21 protein-coding genes and 1 pseudogene are annotated in these 16412 nt (G+C 57.8%); 19 read left to right on the plus strand and 3 right to left on the minus strand.

Going from position 1 to position 16412, the window contains the following annotated elements; translation table 11 throughout:
* Nucleotides 1-411: 411 nt before the first annotated feature.
* From JFT91_RS26095 to recX, 14 genes and pseudogenes are all read left to right on the plus strand, one after another.
* Entirely contained in the window at nt 412-837 is a 426-nt protein-coding gene (locus JFT91_RS26095) for a phage tail assembly chaperone (protein ID WP_201234283.1), read from the plus strand.
* Nucleotides 838-896: 59 nt separating this feature from the next.
* A complete protein-coding gene (locus JFT91_RS26100; protein WP_201234284.1) occupies nt 897-1988 on the plus strand; it encodes a phage tail protein in 1092 nt (363 codons plus the stop codon).
* Between the two features lie 8 nt (nt 1989-1996).
* Nucleotides 1997-2562, plus strand: a pseudogene (locus tag JFT91_RS26105) (tail fiber assembly protein).
* A gap of 22 nt (nt 2563-2584) precedes the next feature.
* The gene (locus JFT91_RS26110; protein ID WP_201234285.1) at nt 2585-3511 is read left to right on the plus strand and encodes a glycine-rich domain-containing protein; all 927 of its coding nucleotides are present in this window, start codon (nt 2585-2587) and stop codon (nt 3509-3511) included.
* On the plus strand, nt 3511-3978 hold the full coding sequence (locus JFT91_RS26115) for a phage tail assembly chaperone (protein ID WP_201234286.1): 468 nt from the start codon (nt 3511-3513) through the stop codon (nt 3976-3978). The genes JFT91_RS26110 and JFT91_RS26115 overlap by 1 nt, the downstream gene beginning before the upstream one ends.
* A gap of 39 nt (nt 3979-4017) precedes the next feature.
* Entirely contained in the window at nt 4018-4938 is a 921-nt protein-coding gene (locus JFT91_RS26120; protein ID WP_201234287.1) for a gp53-like domain-containing protein, read from the plus strand.
* Nucleotides 4939-4940: 2 nt separating this feature from the next.
* Entirely contained in the window at nt 4941-5381 is a 441-nt protein-coding gene (locus JFT91_RS26125; protein WP_201234288.1) for a phage tail assembly chaperone, read from the plus strand.
* Nucleotides 5382-5409: 28 nt separating this feature from the next.
* Complete coding sequence (locus JFT91_RS26130) at nt 5410-6612, plus strand: carbohydrate binding domain-containing protein (protein WP_201234289.1); 1203 nt, start codon at nt 5410-5412, stop codon at nt 6610-6612.
* 10 nt (nt 6613-6622) lie between these two features.
* Nucleotides 6623-6835, plus strand: coding sequence for a hypothetical protein (locus JFT91_RS26135; protein WP_201234290.1), 213 nt, complete (start codon nt 6623-6625; stop codon nt 6833-6835).
* Between the two features lie 42 nt (nt 6836-6877).
* Nucleotides 6878-7444 (plus strand): glycoside hydrolase family 19 protein, encoded by a 567-nt coding sequence (locus tag JFT91_RS26140; protein WP_201234291.1) that lies wholly within the window; start codon nt 6878-6880, stop codon nt 7442-7444.
* Complete coding sequence (locus JFT91_RS26145; protein ID WP_201234292.1) at nt 7423-7941, plus strand: lysis system i-spanin subunit Rz; 519 nt, start codon at nt 7423-7425, stop codon at nt 7939-7941. The genes JFT91_RS26140 and JFT91_RS26145 overlap by 22 nt, the downstream gene beginning before the upstream one ends.
* A 67-nt stretch (nt 7942-8008) precedes the next feature.
* Nucleotides 8009-8509: a nicotinamide-nucleotide amidohydrolase family protein gene (locus JFT91_RS26150; protein WP_201234293.1), complete on the plus strand. Its 501-nt coding sequence runs from the start codon at nt 8009-8011 to the stop codon at nt 8507-8509.
* A gap of 83 nt (nt 8510-8592) precedes the next feature.
* On the plus strand, nt 8593-9651 hold the full coding sequence (recA, locus tag JFT91_RS26155; protein ID WP_201234294.1) for a recombinase RecA: 1059 nt from the start codon (nt 8593-8595) through the stop codon (nt 9649-9651).
* 9 nt (nt 9652-9660) lie between these two features.
* A complete protein-coding gene (recX, locus tag JFT91_RS26160; RefSeq protein ID WP_201234295.1) occupies nt 9661-10128 on the plus strand; it encodes a recombination regulator RecX in 468 nt (155 codons plus the stop codon).
* Nucleotides 10129-10183: 55 nt separating this feature from the next.
* Here recX and JFT91_RS26165 read toward each other — a convergent pair whose 3' ends face one another.
* Nucleotides 10184-11302: an LOG family protein gene (locus JFT91_RS26165; RefSeq protein WP_201234296.1), complete on the minus strand. Its 1119-nt coding sequence runs from the start codon at nt 11300-11302 to the stop codon at nt 10184-10186.
* A 353-nt stretch (nt 11303-11655) separates the two neighbouring features.
* On the opposite strand from JFT91_RS26165, the gene JFT91_RS26170 reads away from it, so the two are divergent.
* The gene (locus tag JFT91_RS26170) at nt 11656-11850 is read left to right on the plus strand and encodes a hypothetical protein (protein WP_008077170.1); all 195 of its coding nucleotides are present in this window, start codon (nt 11656-11658) and stop codon (nt 11848-11850) included.
* Here JFT91_RS26170 and JFT91_RS26175 read toward each other — a convergent pair whose 3' ends face one another.
* Complete coding sequence (locus JFT91_RS26175; protein ID WP_103302968.1) at nt 11851-12276, minus strand: PA3611 family quorum-sensing-regulated virulence factor; 426 nt, start codon at nt 12274-12276, stop codon at nt 11851-11853. It lies immediately after the preceding gene.
* Between the two features lie 189 nt (nt 12277-12465).
* Between JFT91_RS26175 and JFT91_RS26180 the strand changes: the two genes are divergently transcribed.
* The 3 genes from JFT91_RS26180 to JFT91_RS26190 all read left to right on the plus strand — a co-directional run bounded on the left by JFT91_RS26180 (nt 12466) and on the right by JFT91_RS26190 (nt 14523).
* The gene (locus JFT91_RS26180) at nt 12466-13209 is read left to right on the plus strand and encodes a tRNA-uridine aminocarboxypropyltransferase (RefSeq protein ID WP_201234297.1); all 744 of its coding nucleotides are present in this window, start codon (nt 12466-12468) and stop codon (nt 13207-13209) included.
* Nucleotides 13210-13435: 226 nt separating this feature from the next.
* Nucleotides 13436-14086 (plus strand): response regulator transcription factor ErdR, encoded by a 651-nt coding sequence (erdR, locus tag JFT91_RS26185; protein ID WP_095050444.1) that lies wholly within the window; start codon nt 13436-13438, stop codon nt 14084-14086.
* A 74-nt stretch (nt 14087-14160) separates the two neighbouring features.
* Nucleotides 14161-14523: a diacylglycerol kinase gene (locus tag JFT91_RS26190; protein ID WP_042557932.1), complete on the plus strand. Its 363-nt coding sequence runs from the start codon at nt 14161-14163 to the stop codon at nt 14521-14523.
* Here the strand turns inward: JFT91_RS26190 and JFT91_RS26195 are convergent.
* The gene (locus JFT91_RS26195; RefSeq protein ID WP_034154937.1) at nt 14520-15446 is read right to left on the minus strand and encodes a LysR family transcriptional regulator; all 927 of its coding nucleotides are present in this window, start codon (nt 15444-15446) and stop codon (nt 14520-14522) included. The two genes, JFT91_RS26190 and JFT91_RS26195, sit on opposite strands and share 4 nt — an antisense overlap.
* 132 nt (nt 15447-15578) lie before the next feature.
* On the opposite strand from JFT91_RS26195, the gene fpr reads away from it, so the two are divergent.
* Nucleotides 15579-16358 carry a ferredoxin-NADP reductase gene (gene fpr / locus JFT91_RS26200; protein WP_007908723.1) on the plus strand — a complete coding sequence of 260 codons (780 nt, stop codon included), beginning with the start codon at nt 15579-15581 and terminating at the stop codon, nt 16356-16358.
* Nucleotides 16359-16412: the final 54 nt, after the last annotated feature.

Here is a 16412-nt window from a genome sequence, read left to right on the forward strand (position 1 = left end):
TTCAAGCCACGGAAACGGTTTTTGGCTGGGCACGAGTTGCTACTCAAGCCCAAGTCAATGCGGGGACGGATGACACCACTATTGTCACCCCGAAAAAGCTCTGGTTTGGTGTTTCATACAGCATCGGCCCGAATGGCTATATCGCTTTTCCGAGCTGGTTGGGGGGATTCATGATCCAGTGGGTCCTGATCACCATCGCTGCCGATAAAACCTATGCTGCAAAACCTTGGCCGGTGGCTTTCAGGAGCCAATGTGTCGCTACGTGGGCGAGTTACTCACACAGCGGGAACGCACCTTATTTCGACATCATCACCCCACCACTGGTTACCTACTTTGATCCGAGCCAGGTTCAAGTCTTGAGTAATTCTGGTGGCACCGGTTTTGTCACTGTCCTGGGGGTGGGGAACTGAAATGAAACGTTTCTATAGCCGCACCACCGGCAACACCTACTTATCGGGTTATCACACGAGCATTCCGGACGATGCCGTTGAAATTGACGAGGCACGTTATGAGTCGGTGATCGCCAATCCGGCCGCCGGTACCGAGAGAGGCCATGATGATCTTGGTCTGCCGATTCTGATTGAACCCGCAGCACGCACTGAAGAGCACGCCTCGGCAGAAGCCAAGGCGTGGCGCGATAAAGAATTTGATCGCGTGGTCTGGCTGCGTGATCGCCATCGGGACGAAGTGGAACTGATGAAAGCCACCACACTTTCCGACACTGACTACCTGGCGCTTTTGAGCTATCTGCAGGCGCTGCGCAAGTGGCCCCAGGCAAAGAAATTCCCCTCCAAACGCTCCCGTCCGAAAAAGCCTGCCTGGATGGCTGCCGAGTGAGCGGATGCCGCGTCGTCGACATCGCCCCCGTCAATGTTCCAGGTAAAGGAAATTAAACAATGGATTATCCAAAAAGCGTTCCCAGCGTCGGCTTGGTCGATGGTCGCTTCGTCGATGAAAACCCGGTGGCAGGTACGCCGGGGTCGTTGATTCCGGCGGTGTGGGGCAACAGCGTTACTCAAGAGATTCTGAGTGTAATTACTGGCGGTGGACTGGTGGCTTCGGAATCCGATACCGGCCAGTTGTACAAGGCGATTCAGTCGATCATCGCGAGTGCGAGTCCTATGCGTTCGATCATCACTCGACTGGCGGCGTCCAAGACGCTTACCGAGGCGGAACTTGGTCTTGTGCTGGTCGATGGTAGCCCGGGGCCTGTGACCTTGTTGCTGCCACCGGCCAACGCCGCACTTGGTGTACGTGACGTGATTTTGCGTCGGGTCGACAACAGTGGTAATCGCATGGTCATTCAGACGTCCGGCACTGATCGCATCCGCTTTCACACGCATCTTTCCGCCAGCGGTTACCCGTTTTTCGTATTGATGGGAGGTGGGGATTGGTGGCATTTGCGCAGTGATGGGGCGGGGAGTTGGTGGCCGGTCGGTCGCTTTGACAACACCCCGTTGGGACGTCCGTTTTTCGAGACAACGGTGCTGCTGAGTCCGGGCGGTTATGGCGCGCTCAACGGTACGCTGATGAACCGTGCCGAATGGCCCTGGTTGTGGGATCACGCTCAGCGTTCTGGAATGCTCAATACCGAAGCGACACGGGCGGGCAATGAAGGTAACTGGACTCCGGGTGATGGCGCGTTGACGTTCCGTGGACCCGAACTGCGCGGTGAATTTTTGCGGATTCTGGACGAAGGTCGCAATGTCGATATCGGCCGGGTCATGGGTGCCAATCAAGCGGGGACGGTGCATTCCTATGCGATGGGCGCGAACGGTGCCGGTGCTGTGGGATCGAGATGGTCCGATAGCTTGAGCGCTGTCGGGGCTCAGACACATGAAGCGAAAACCGTGATCACGCCGAGCAATGGTGGCCCGATTTTCCCAGCTGGAACTGTCTACCAACAGGACGCGGCCAACACGCTTCTGTACAGCTTCACCTCCCGTCCCCGTAACGTCGCCTATCCCGGCCGCATCAAAGTTATCTGAGGCTCAGCATGTTCAACTATTTAATGGATGACGACGGTGCCTTGGTGGGACCGGTGGAGTTTTTTGTCACGCCCGGCATCGGTGTCCAACTGCCTGCTAACGCGGTGCAACTGGCTTATGAGTTACCGTCCGCTGAGCCGGGACGCACTTGGGCAATCGCCAACGGCGTCCCCCGTGAGCTGATTGATTGTCGCGGCACCGTGTACCGCAAGGACAACGGTGCGCAACAAACCTGGAGCGAACTGGGCGCCCTGCCAGGTGCATTCACCGCCGAGCCTTGCCCCGACGAGTTTCATGTCTGGCAGGACAATGCCTGGGTGCCAGATTCGACTCGGCAACTGGCGAACATCACTGCGAACGTTCTTGTCCAGCGCGATGCACTGCTACGCGACGCCGTCCTGCGCATTGCCCCCTGCAATACGCCGAAGACATCGGCGATGCCAGCCATGACGAACAACTGTTGCTGATCGAATGGAAGCTCTACAGCGTAGAACTCAACCGCATCGAAAAGCAGGCCGGTTTCCCAGATGAAATTATCTGGCCGGTGACACCCGGCGCAGCCGAAGTTAACTGATTTCAGCACAGGGAGCAGTGCAATGGACTATCCAAAAAGCATCCCCGGTATAGGGTTGGTCAACGGCGGTTTCGTCGATGAAAACCCGATCGCCGGTTCACCGGGATCATTGATCCCCGCTGCTTGGGGCAACAGCGTCACGCAAGAAATTCTCAACGCAATCAAGGCTGCCGGATTGGCGCCCGATGAAGCCAAAACCGATCAGTTGGCCACCGCGATAGGCGCGCTGGTCGACTTCACCAAACTGAAAAACACTCCGACCACTTTGGCGGGTTACGGCATTACTGATGCGGTGGGACGGCTGTTAGCCGTCAGGCAGATCGAGACCGTCGGGATCACGGTTTACAAGCCCAACCCCAAGGCCAAACGCATTCGTGTGCGATTGGTGGGGGCGGGTGGATCTGGCGGTGGCTGCGAGCCTGTCGCCGCGAATAACCATCGTATCGGTGGTGGCGGTGGTTCCGGGGCCTATGCAGAAAGCCTGTATTTCGTGACCGCGGAAATGTTGGCAGGCGTGCCTGTTTCGCTGGGCGCCGGCGGCGCGCCGAGCAATGTACTGGGTCAGGCGGGTGGCGGCGCGTCCTTCGGTAGCTATATGAGCGCGGCTGGCGGTGCGGGCGGGCAAATCCTGTCATTCACAGTGACAGCAACGGCAGTGGGATTTGTCATGGGCGGGACCGGTGGACAACTCGTTACGGGCGGTGGTCTTGCCAATGCGCGTGGCACACATGGCGAGTTCGCGATGTACAACGCCAACTGGGGAGTGGTCTCCGGCGCCGGAGCTGCCAGTCCGTTCGACGGCGGTGGCGTACGCGTGGGTGTCAATGGCAATGGCATCGCTGGCGGGCGTGGTTCCGGCGGCAGTGGCTCCTGCTCAACCAATGCTTCCGCCTCAGTGCTCAGCGGCGCTGGTGGCAACGCCTTCTGTGAAATCTGGGAGTACGAATAATGGCTCGATATGCACGGATGGAGAAAGGTGTCGCGGTTGAATTGATCGACACCGGCGACTACACGATCGAGCAACTGTTTGCCCCTTCTTTCGTTGAATCGATGGTTCAAGTGCCGGAGGGCATGACAGTTGAAATCGGCGCGCCAATCGACGAGTTCCGGCCTTCCAGCGCGCAGGTGTCCGTGACGAGCATTCCCGTCAGTGCGCAAGGGATCGTTGTCGAGGACCAGATGCCTGAAACAGCAGCTCGAGCCTGGCGCCAGTCCAGACTCTCGTCCACTGAGTGGCAGGTAACCCGTCATCGCGACGAGCAGGAGCTCGGCCGTGGCACGACACTCAAGGCCCAGCACTATCTGGAGTTGCTTGAGTACCGTCAGGCGCTGCGTGACTGGCCTGATTCCGGTCATTTTCCTTCGGTAGTTTCCCGGCCCTCGGCGCCCGTGTGGTTGGCAGCTCCAGTCGGCTGAGAACGGCACCAATGTATTTTCAGATTAAGGAGATAAACCTTGGACTATCCCAAGAGTGTGCCCAGTGTCGGCTTGGTCAATGGACAGTTTGCCGATGAAGATCCGATAGCCGGCAAACCCGGTTCGCTGATCCCCGCGACGTGGGGCAACAGCGTCACCCAAGAAATTCTGAATGTCGTTCAGGCCGCCGGCCTGACGCCAAACGAGTCGTCGAACAATCAGCTGTTGGGAGCATTGCGCGGCCCGGCATTGTTCATGACCGCCCCGCAGTTTGATGGCGGACGCTCAGCAGCAACGTCCGAGTTTGTGCAGCGGGCGTTGGGCAATTATGCAAGTGCTCGTGGGATATCCGCTGCCACGCAATTGACCTTGTCCGATGTCGGCTGCTCGATCGGTCTGGCTGGTAACGCAGCGTATACCGTGACGCTTCCGGATACCGCTGCAGTGCCGAGTGGCGCCACGATCAGCCTGCATTGCCGTAACAGCGCACCCGTTACCGTGGCCAGTAAAACCGGTACGCAGATCAGTCCGCAAGGGGCTTATCTGGCGTCGATCGTGTTGAACAATGGTGAGAGTGCGAACTTCGTCAGAGAGTCTGGAGTGTGGGTGGTGTATGGCACGGCTGCTCTGAAGTACTCGGCCAATTACGCCGCACAGTTCTCCACATCGGGATATCAAAAGCTTCCCAGCGGTTTGATCGTGCAGTGGGTGACAGGGGGATCCGATGCGAATGGCAACATGACGGTGTCGTTGCCGATCAGGTTTCCCAATGCTGTCCTCGGAGGTATTGCCAATGAAGGTAACCCTGCAGGATGGAGTGCCGCCAATGTCACCGTTTGGGCATTTGACGGTGGGAGCACCACGACAACGACAGCGGTCGCTCGGGTCCGAAGCGTCCTGGCTTCAAGTGTAAAGGTTGATTCGGGCATTTCGGGCCGCATTCTGGTTTGGGGGTACTGACCATGACGATTTACTTTTATGCACAAAGCCTCGGCTTTGATCGAGTCGAAAGCGCACTTGCGGAACTGCCTGAAGGGGCAGTGGAGATCACCCAGGCCCAATACGTCGAGCTGTTTGCCGGGCAGGCAAGCGGCAAAGTCATTAGCGCCAGTGCCAGCGGTCAACCTGTGTTGACGGACCCTGTCATTTCCCCGATTGCCCTTGCCAGCCATGAACGCACATGGCGCAACAAAGTGCTGCAAGACACCCAGTGGCTGGTGCTTCGCGACGCTGAAGAACTGGAAGTCGGTGAGGGCACGACCCTGCTCGCCGAAGAATTCAAACAACTGCTGGCTTACCGACAGTCGCTGCGCGAGTGGCCCAATGACCCGAACTTCCCGGATGCACGTTCGCGCCCGGTTGAACCTGATTGGCTGCAAATCTTGCTGCGAACGAACGGCTGAGTCGTCGCTGATCTGAAGAGGAATTAAAGTGGATTATCCAAGAAGCGTCCTCAGCTCTGGCTTGGTCGACGGCAAATTTGTTGATGAAGACGTGATAGCCGGAACGCCGGGATCGCTGATCCCTGCAAGCTGGGGCAACAGTGTTACTGAGGAAATACTCAGCGCGATTACCGCGGCTGGTTTGAAACCGGACGAACTACAGACTGATCAATTGGCTCAGGCGATCAGGCAATTATCGAAACCGGATCCGCTGCAACAATTTCCGGTGCAGGTGTATCGCAGGAATGTGCTGATCAATGGCGGATTCGATATCTGGCAACGCGGGACGACCAACCAAGGCCCAAATATCGGTGGATATGTAGCCGATCGTTTTCGCTGCGACTGGAATGGCAATGCTGCCGTGACCATCTCTCGTCAGGACTTTTTTCCAGGCCAGACAGAAGTGGCAGGTGAGCCGGGTTATTTTTTACGCTGGCAGCAAACCACGGCGGGCGTCGGCGCTACCGAGCACAAGGTTTCCCAAAGCGTTGAGTCCGTCAGAACTCTGGCTGGACGAACCGCTACTGTGACCTTTTGGGCGCGCTCCGATGCCGCGCGTTCATTGAAAGTGACAATTGGTCAGTACTTTGGCAACGGAGGTTCGGAAGCCGTCGTCAAAGTGGTCGATGTTTTTCCATTGAGCACTGCATGGGGCAAGTACAGCGCAACGTTTCAGGTGCCATCGATCGCGGGGAAAATGCTGGGCGCCAATGATTGCTTGCGCTTGGCTTTTGATTTACCGCTCAACGTTCTGCAAACTGTGGATCTGACTCAGGTTCAATTGGAAGAGGGACCGGTTTCCACGCCATTCGAATACCGTCTTTCTGGCGAAGAATTGACGTTGTGTCAGCGTTATTTCGAAAAGTCTTTTGCCAACCGTTTACCGATTCGTGCAAACAACGGTAGTGGCACCTGCATCGTCTCGTTTACTCAGGCTGCGGCTGGAAATACCGGTCAATACGGTATGGTCGTAGACATGCAGACTCAGAAGAGAGTGCAGCCTACTGTTGTCCTGTATTGCCCTGGAAATGCAGGTAATCAGGTTTGGAACTACTCGCAGGGAGTGCCTTGCACAGGCACCATTGTGCAAAGTGTGACACAGCGTAGTTTCGCGATCGGCACTGTGACGCCTGTAAACAGTCAGCCCGGTAACGGATTGCAGATTGAATGGACAGCGGACGCTGAGATCTAGGAGTGACCCCATGACCTATCAACTGACCACTTGCGGAGTACTGCGCACGGAGGATTCTGCGTTTATCCCGCAGGACCCAACCAATCGCGACTGGCTTGACTATCAAGCTTGGCTATTAGCTGGCGGCCAAGTCCTGACATTGAATGAAACCCTCGAAAACGTAGCCCCGGCCAGCTCAGTGACAAGTTTGGCAAAAAAATGGCTGGGGGCCGTTATCCGCTAACCGTGATTCAATCCGGGCAATATCCAGGGAGGATCAAGCATTATGCAAATAACTGAAAACAACCTTATCGACATCATGCCCAACGCCCGCTCCCAAGCGGGCGTTTTTGTTTCTGCGCTCAACTCCGCGATGGCGCGCCGTCGCATCGACTCGCCCAAACGAATCGCTGCGTTTCTCGCGCAGATCGGTCACGAGTCGGGCCAGTTGCAGTACGTGCGGGAACTGGGCAACAACCAGTATCTGAGCAAATACGACACCGGCACGCTGGCGCTACGCCTGGGTAACACGCCCGAGGCGGACGGCGATGGCCAGAAGTACCGAGGGCGCGGGCTGATACAGATCACCGGTCGCAGCAACTATCGGCAATGCAGCCTTGGGCTGTTCGGCGATGAGCGTCTGCTGTCGTTGCCTGAACTGCTCGAACAACCGCAATGGGCCGCCGAGTCCGCCGCCTGGTTCTGGGAGCAGAACGGCTTGAACGAACTGGCCGACCGCGATCAGTTCAACACCATCACCCGTCGCATCAACGGCGGGTTGAACGGTTTGCAGGATCGTCTGGAAATCTGGGCGCGGGCGAGGGCGGTGCTATGTCCATCCCCTGGCGCGTGATCGGCCTTTTGTTGCTGGCCATAGGGGCTTTTGCTGCCGCCTGGCAATTGCAGGACTGGCGCTACGGCCGGCAACTAGCGGAGCAGGCCCGGTTAAACACTGAAACCCTCAATCAACTGACCATGTCCGCCGCCACCGCACAACAGGCCGAGCAGGATAAACGTCTGGCGCTGGAGCAACGGCTCGCCGCCAGTGAACAAACCCACTTTCGAGCGCTGAGCGATGCCCAACGTGATCAGGATCGCCTGCGCGATCGCCTTGCCACTGCTGATGTGCGCCTGTCAGTCCTTCTCGACGCCAACGACGTTGCCCAAGGCTGCAACGTGCCAGCCTCCGCCAGTGCCGGCGGCGTGGATCATGCAACCGTACGCGCCCGACTTGACCCGGCGCATGCTCAACGAATTATCGCCATCACCGACAGCGGCGACCGCGGACTGATTGCCTTGCAGGCGTGTCAGGCCTATGTCAGAGCGCTGGCGTCTGCACATTTTGAATGACTCTGTGTATTGAAAGCGCAACCGGGTCGTGTACGGTGGAGGCATTCCACACGATCCGGAGAGCGCCGTGAAAGATCTCACTCAACTGGCTGCCGAACTTGGCCGACGCCTGCAAGTGCTCAATGCCCATGTCACCACTGCCGAATCCTGTACCGGTGGCGGAATTGCCGAAGCCATCACACGAATTCCGGGCAGCTCGGCGTGGTTTGAAGCCGGTTATGTGACCTACTCCAACCGGCAGAAAACCCAGCAACTGAATGTGTCGGGGGCGTTGTTCGAGACGGTGGGCGCGGTCAGTCGTGAAGTGGTCGAGGCAATGGTGCGCGGCGCTCAGGAAAAAAGCCTGGCGCGATTTGCCGTCGCGGTCAGCGGCGTTGCCGGGCCCGACGGTGGTTCTCCAAGCAAACCGGTGGGCACCGTCTGGTTGGCCTGGGGCGTGGGTGACCTGGTTTCCAGTGAGGTCCAACACTTCCCCGGTAACCGCGACGAAGTCCGCCGACAAACGGTGAAGGCCGCGCTAGAGGGGCTCCTGCGACTAGCGGCACGAGAAATCGAAAATCAGGGGTAGGCGATCCGCGAACGCTGTGGAATAATACTGGCTACTTATACAGGTGTTGGCCGTCAGGCCTTATTGATTACGTGAGGACTTTAATGGACGACAACAAGAAGAAAGCCTTGGCTGCGGCCCTGGGTCAGATCGAACGTCAATTCGGCAAGGGTGCCGTGATGCGTATGGGCGATCAAGACCGTCAGGCGATCCCGGCTATCTCTACTGGCTCTCTGGGTCTGGACATCGCACTCGGCATCGGCGGCCTGCCAAAAGGCCGTATCGTTGAGATCTACGGTCCTGAATCCTCCGGTAAAACCACACTGACACTGTCCGTGATCGCCCAGGCTCAAAAAGCCGGCGCGACCTGCGCATTCGTCGACGCCGAACACGCCCTCGACCCTGAGTACGCCGGCAAGCTGGGCGTTAACGTCGACGACCTGTTGGTGTCCCAGCCGGACACTGGCGAACAGGCTCTGGAAATCACCGACATGCTGGTGCGTTCCAACGCTGTTGACGTGATCATCGTCGACTCCGTGGCAGCACTGGTGCCTAAAGCTGAAATCGAAGGCGAAATGGGCGACATGCACGTGGGCCTGCAAGCCCGTCTGATGTCCCAAGCGCTGCGTAAAATTACCGGTAACATCAAGAACGCCAACTGCCTGGTGATCTTCATCAACCAGATCCGTATGAAGATCGGCGTGATGTTCGGTAGTCCGGAAACCACCACCGGTGGTAACGCTCTGAAATTCTACGCTTCGGTTCGTCTCGACATCCGCCGTACCGGCGCGGTGAAAGAAGGCGACGAAGTGGTCGGCAGCGAAACCCGCGTCAAGGTTGTGAAGAACAAGGTGGCTTCGCCGTTCCGTCAGGCGGAGTTCCAGATTCTTTACGGCAAGGGCATCTACCTCAACGGCGAGATGATCGACCTGGGCGTACTGCATGGTTTCGTCGAGAAGTCCGGCGCCTGGTATGCCTATGAAGGCACCAAGATCGGTCAGGGCAAGGCCAACTCGGCCAAGTTCCTGGCGGATAACCCGGAAATCGCTGCGAAGCTCGAGAAGCAACTGCGTGACAAGCTGCTGGCACCAGCAGCAGACGTCAAGGCTTCGGCGACCCGGGACAAAATCGACGATATGGCTGAGGCCGACATCGACGCTTGAAGTCTCTGAATGACACTCGTACTCGATACCCTCGTCGCGGTGCGGCGAACCGCCATGGATCTGCTCGCACGCCGCGAGCACGGTCGAGTCGAGTTGACGCGCAAACTGCGTCAACGCGGCGCTGAGGCGGAGATGATCGAAACAGCCCTCGACCGTTTAACGGAAGAAGGGCTGCTTTCCGAAGCGCGTTACCTTGAAAGCTTTGTTTCCTACCGTGCCCGTTCCGGTTATGGCCCTTTGCGGATTCGCGAGGAGCTGAGCCAGCGCGGTTTACAACGTGCCGATATCGAACTCGCCCTGCGCGAAAGCAGTATCAGTTGGCAGCAGCAGCTTCAGGACACGTGGCAGCGCAAGTTTTCCGGACATTTGCCGATCGATGCCAAAGAACGGGCCAAGCAGGGCCGGTTCCTCGCCTATCGGGGCTTTTCGATGGAGATGATCAACCGCTTGTTCAGCGGTCGCGGCATGGACGATTAAAACGATTCAACAAAAACGGCCCGCTATGAAAATAGCGGGCCGTTTTTTTTTGCCTTCAAATTGCCTTTGACGGCTCGCGACTGCGTTGTGCTGTTTGCGGTCTGGAGTCAGCCCAGTTTTCCGGCAGGTTGATGTAATCGATCAACTCCCGCAGACGCCCGTGAGTGCGTGCATTAAAGGCGAAGGCCAACCGCGCCAGATGGCTGAACTGCGCTTCGTCGTGTTCCTCGCCACTGTAGGCATGTTGATGAAACTGGTCGCTCAAGCACAGATCGGCAAAAGATTCCTGCATGTGCTCAAGCGCCTGATCGCTGAGCTTGTGATGCATGCGCATCACGAATTGCCGCTTGAGCCAGCGGCTGGAGTGGAAGTTGCTGTAGAACTGGTTGATCTGCTCTACCGCCTCCTCGACGGTATAAACCAGACGCATCAGCTTCATGTCGGTCGGCAGGATGTAATGGTTGTCTTCCAACTGCTGGCGGATGAAATCCATCGCGCCTTGCCAGAACGTGCCGCCCGGTACATCCAGCAAAACTACCGGCACCAGCGGACTTTTGCCGGTCTGGATCAGGGTCAGCACCTCCAGCGCCTCATCCAGCGTGCCGAAACCGCCGGGGCACAACACCAGCGCGTCGGCCTCTTTGACAAAGAACAGCTTGCGCGTGAAGAAAAAGTGGAACGGCAGCAGATTGCCAGTGCCGTCGACAGTCGGGTTGGCATGTTGTTCGAAGGGCAGGGTGATGTTGAACCCAAGGCTGTGATCGCGGCCAGCGCCTTCATGCGCGGCGGCCATGATGCCGCCTCCGGCTCCGGTGATGACCATCATGTCCGAGCGCGCCAAAGCGGCGCCGAGTTCTCGTGCCATGGCATACAACGGATGCTCGACCGGCGTGCGCGCCGAGCCGAACACCGTGACTTTGCGTCGCCCCTTGAATTTCTCCAGTACTCGAAAGGCCTGTTCCAGTTCGCGCAGGGCTTGCAGGGTGATCTTGGCGTTCCAGCGGTTGTGGTCTTCCTGTGCCATGCGCAGCACGGTGAGGATCATGTCGCGGTAGATGGGAATGTTCAGGCTGTTGGGGGAAACACGGTTGAGTTGTTCTTCGACCTGGTTGATGAGGTCAGGACCGCTTTCCTGAAAATGACGGCTGAGCAAGTCATTCGGTTGGTAAGGCATTCAACGTCTCCTTCTGCACAGAGCGGATGGCCCTGACGCGCGGCGTCAGTGCCGCGCTGCAAAAAACACACACGACCAGCAGTTCCTTTCCTGCTGTTAACCCATGATCGGGAATACTCTGAATTTAGACCCTTGCGCGCAATTGCGCTGACTGGATCATTGCGCCGCAACGTTAAGGCTGTAAACCGCTCATTAATGTTTTATCAATCCCGACACCGCTCGTCCGAACGTGCTCCGGCTAGCAATCCCTCTGATTAACTAACTTACAGGCGCCGTACGACAACTGTGCGTCAGCAACCGTACGCAAGGTGCACGCTATTCAAGGATTTGTGGGTAGCAAGGAGGCGGCACAGATGGCCAGAGTGATTCTGGAGATCGATACGCAGTTGTATCGAATGTTGAAGGCTTCAGCCGAGACCAATCATGTCAGTCTCGAAGAGGAGTGCTGCCGACGGTTGGCAGGTGGCGAACGTCGCTCGCACTATTTACAGGCCTTGCTGGCCGAACTGCGCGCCGAGGATGAACAGCGGCGCGCGAATTCACGTTAGTTACTTCTTCTTCGCCGGTGCGGCTTTCGGGCAATCCGATTCCTGGTAGCTGGCGGAGCCGATCGCTTTGTTGGTTTTCACTTCAGTGAAGTCGTAACGCATGATCGCGCCTTTGGCCATCAGTTTGCGGAACGAAGGGTTGTTGCACACTGAGGCTCCCAACTGGAAATACACGGCTTTAGGGTCAGCACGCATCTTGTCGGCGTGGCTCTTTTGCACGCTCAGATGATTGATCAGTTGAGTACCTTCAACGGTGTAGCCCTGATCAAGAATGTCTTCATTGATTGCGCGTGGCGTGCCGACGCTGCTTTGGGCGGCGACATTGCGCAGCTCGCGGTTCAGATTCTGCTCACTCAGCGAGGCAGCCTGAGCGGTGAAGGACGACGCCAGCAGAATGGCAGCGGTGGGAACGATAAGGCGCAGCATGAAACTCTCCTGATTCGGTGACTGGTGGTTCGACCAGCCTCGGGGCTGTGCGTTCAGTGGCGGCGAATTATAGGGGACCCGCTCTGGACGGTACAGGCTTGTGCCCGTCGCTCTGGTAAACTGCTGGCCTTTATTGCCTTGCCGAGTGTTGTTCGTGTCGAGTTTTCCTGTCTGCCGGCGTTGCCTGCGATGAACCATGCCCCCAACGCTGTCGCCCGTCTGCGCGATCAGCGCGAAGATGAAGGCATCAAGCCGATTCAGGCCCGTGGCTTTCGCTCCGAGCGTTGCCGCGACTGTCGCGTCATCATCAGCCATTGCCTGTGCGCCTGGCGACCTACCGTCGAAACCCGTTCCGGCGTGTGCCTGATCATGACCGGCAAGGAAGTGTTCAAACCGAGCAATACCGGTTGGCTGATTGCCGACGTGGTGCGCGATAACCACGCATTCATCTGGTCGCGCACTGAGCCCGACGCGCAGATGCTGGCGCTGCTCAGCGATCCGCAATGGCAACCCTATCTGGTGTTTCCCGGCGAATACGTCGAACCTTCGCGGGTGACCAACGCAGTCGCCGCCGATAGCAGCAAACGTCCGCTGTTCATTCTGCTGGACGCGACCTGGACCGAAGCTCGCAAGATCTTCCGCAAGAGCCCGTACTTCGACAGTTTGCCGATCCTGAGCCTGCTGCCCGACAAACTCTCGCGCTACCGCTTGCGCCGTTCAACCCGCAGTGAGCATTTGTGCACCGCCGAAGTCGCGGCGTTGTGCCTGGAACTGGCCGGCGACAGCGATGCCGCTTCTGCGCTGGACGCCTACTTCGACGTGTTCAGCCAGCATTACCTCGGCGCCAAGCAACAATTGGATATTAATGAGTCAACCCCGGCCCATGCCGAGTTGCAGCGCTATATACGAAAGCCGCAGCCTGAGTTGACCTGATAGTGGCCCATACTCTACAAACCGGCGGCTGTGCTGCTTGACCACCCAGTCTTCGCTGGGCATGCTTGGCGCCGATTAGGGTGCGGCCAAGGTTTGAAACGCCGTGTTTGCTGGTTATTGGCGTTGAACGTGCCCCTGTGGATACCGCTACAAAGCGGCATCTTGAGTTGCTTTGGCCAGACCGGAATGCACCGGGTCTGCCATCAAAAACAGGATCATTTGAAAAATGGCCACATACGACATCCTGATTGCCGATGATCACCCCTTGTTTCGTAGCGCACTGCACCAAGCGGTGACGCTGGGCCTTGGCCCGGATGTACGCCTGGTGGAAGTGGCGAGCATCGCCGAACTGGAAACGCGTCTGACTGAAAAGGCTGATTGGGATCTGGTTCTGCTGGATCTGAACATGCCCGGCGCGTTCGGGTTTTCCGGACTGGTGATGTTGCGCGGGCAATACCCGCAGATTCCAGTGGTAATGGTGTCGGCCCAGGAAGAAGCTTCGGTGATGGTCAAGTCTCGTGAGTTCGGGGCCAGTGGCTTTATTCCGAAGTCCAGCGACCTCAGCGTGATTCAAGAAGCGGTGCGCAAAGTGCTCGACGGCGATGTGTTCTGGCCACCGCAAGCCTTCGAAGCCGTCAGCGTTTCTGACGAAGCGAAAGCCGCCAGCGATGGCCTCGCCAGCCTGACACCACAGCAGTTCCGGGTGTTGACCATGGTCTGCGAAGGCCTGCTGAACAAGCAGATTGCCTATGAGCTGAGCGTGTCCGAAGCGACCATCAAGGCCCACGTCACGGCGATCTTTCGCAAGCTGAATGTGCGCACTCGCACGCAAGCAGCTTTACTGCTGCAACAACTTGAGTCAATTCCGAGCCAATAAAGGCTGGCGTCTTCACGCTTTTTTGACTTTTGTTGAACTAGCTTTCCCACTCCTTTTTGGTTGGTTTCTACTTTATGTCACCTTTCAAGGGCCAGACCGGCCTGAAACGCATCCTCAATGCTTCCGGTTATTCGCTGGACGGCCTGCGTGCAGCCTTCACCGGCGAAGCAGCGTTCCGGCAACTGGTGCTGCTCAATGTGGTGCTGGTTCCGCTGACGTTCTTCCTCAATGTCAGCCGCGTTGAACAGGCGTTGTTGATTGCCGTGTGCTTGCTGGCGCTGATCGTCGAGTTGCTGAACTCGGCAGTCGAAGCAGCCATCGACCGCATCTCGCTGGAGCTGCACCCGCTGTCGAAGAACGCCAAGGACATGGGCAGCGCTGCTCAATTCGTGGCGCTGAGCATGATCGCGCTGGTGTGGGCAGTGATTCTGCTTTAAGCGATAGTCGGCAAGACGATCTCGTCGCTGCGCTGCACCCCGGCGGTGAAAGCGCGGCACAGCTCGAGAAACTCGCGCATGGCCGAGGTCTGGTACTTCTGCTTGTGCCAGATGAAGTAGAACTGCCGCGCCAGATCCAGATCCGGTGTCTCCACCGGCACCAGACTGCCGCGCCGAAAGGCGTCGCGCAGCGCCAGGCGCGAGATGCAGCCAATTCCAAGCCCCGATTCCACTGCGCGTTTGATCGCTTCGGTGTGTTCCAGCTCGAGGCGAATATTCAGCGCACTGCGGTGATGACGCATGGCCTGATCGAAGGTCAGCCTTGTGCCAGAGCCTTGTTCTCGCAGAATCCACGCTTCGTGGGTCAACTCTTCCATGGTCGCGCTGCCACGTTGTGCCAATGGATGCTGCGGCGCGCAGAACACCACCAGCTCATCCTCGACCCAGCTCTGCACTTCGATGTCCGGGTGGCTGCAATCGCCTTCGATTAGACCTAGATCAATTTCGTAGTGAGCGACTTGTTGCACGATATTGGCGGTGTTCTGTACGTGCAGCTTCACTTGGCTTTCCGGATGGCGCTGCATGAAGCTGCCGATCAGCAATGTCGCCAGGTAATTGCCGATGGTCAGCGTCGCGCCGACCGACAGCGAGCCAAAACCGGATTTGCCGTTGAGCAGGTCTTCGATTTCCTTGGCCTGGTCGAGCAGGGCCACCGCTTGTGGCAACAGCTGTTTGCCGAGGGCGTTGAGGCTCAGCCGTTTGCCGGCGCGGTCGAACAGCTGGCAGCTGGACTGGCGCTCCAGTTCGGTGATCGAGGTGCTCGCGGCCGACTGCGAGAGGTTGAGCAGACCCGCAGCACGGGATACGCTTTCCTGCTGGGCGACGGCGACGAAGACTTGCAGTTGACGGAGAGTAAATCGCATATCGATATAACCGATAACCCTTATCTTAATAATCCAGTTAACAGATATTGTCGTCGCTATTAGAATGCGATGCAATTGCGCACGTTCAGCTGCAAAACCCGCGCAGACCCAATATCCAGGAGTCAAACGTACATGAGCAACATGAACCACGAGCGTGTCCTCAGTGTTCATCACTGGAACGACACTCTGTTCAGCTTCAAGTGCACCCGCGATCCGGGCCTGCGCTTCGAGAACGGTCAGTTCGTGATGATCGGCCTGCAACAGCCTAATGGCCGCCCGCTTATGCGCGCTTACTCGATCGCCAGCCCGAACTGGGAAGAGCATCTGGAGTTTTTCAGCATCAAGGTGCAGGACGGTCCACTGACCTCGCAGCTGCAGCACTTGAAGGAAGGCGACGAGATCATCATCTCGAAGAAGCCTACCGGCACGCTGGTTCTTGACGACTTGAACCCGGGCAAGCATTTGTATCTGCTGAGCACCGGCACCGGTCTGGCGCCGTTCATGAGCGTGATCCAGGATCCGGAAACCTACGAGCGCTTTGAAAAAGTGATCCTGGTTCACGGCGTACGTTACGTCAACGAAGTCGCCTACCGCGAATTCATCACCGAGCACCTGCCGCAGAACGAGTTCTTCGGCGAAGCGCTGCGTGACAAGCTGATCTACTACCCGACCGTGACCCGCGAGCCTTTCGAGAATCAGGGTCGTCTGACCGACCTGATGCGCAGCGGCAAGCTGTTCAGCGACATCGGTCTGCCGCCGATCAACCCGCAGGACGACCGCGCGATGATTTGCGGCAGCCCGAGCATGCTCGACGAGACCAGCGAAGTGCTCGACAGCTTCGGCCTGAAGATCTCGGCCCGTATGCGCGAGCCGGGTGACTACCTGATCGAGCGTGCATTCGTCGAGAAGTAAGCCCCACCCAAAAAGCCCCCATTGCCTATGCAGGCAATGGGGGCTTTTTTATGC

Source organism: Pseudomonas sp. TH08, from assembly GCF_016651275.1.
Lineage (GTDB): Bacteria > Pseudomonadota > Gammaproteobacteria > Pseudomonadales > Pseudomonadaceae > Aquipseudomonas.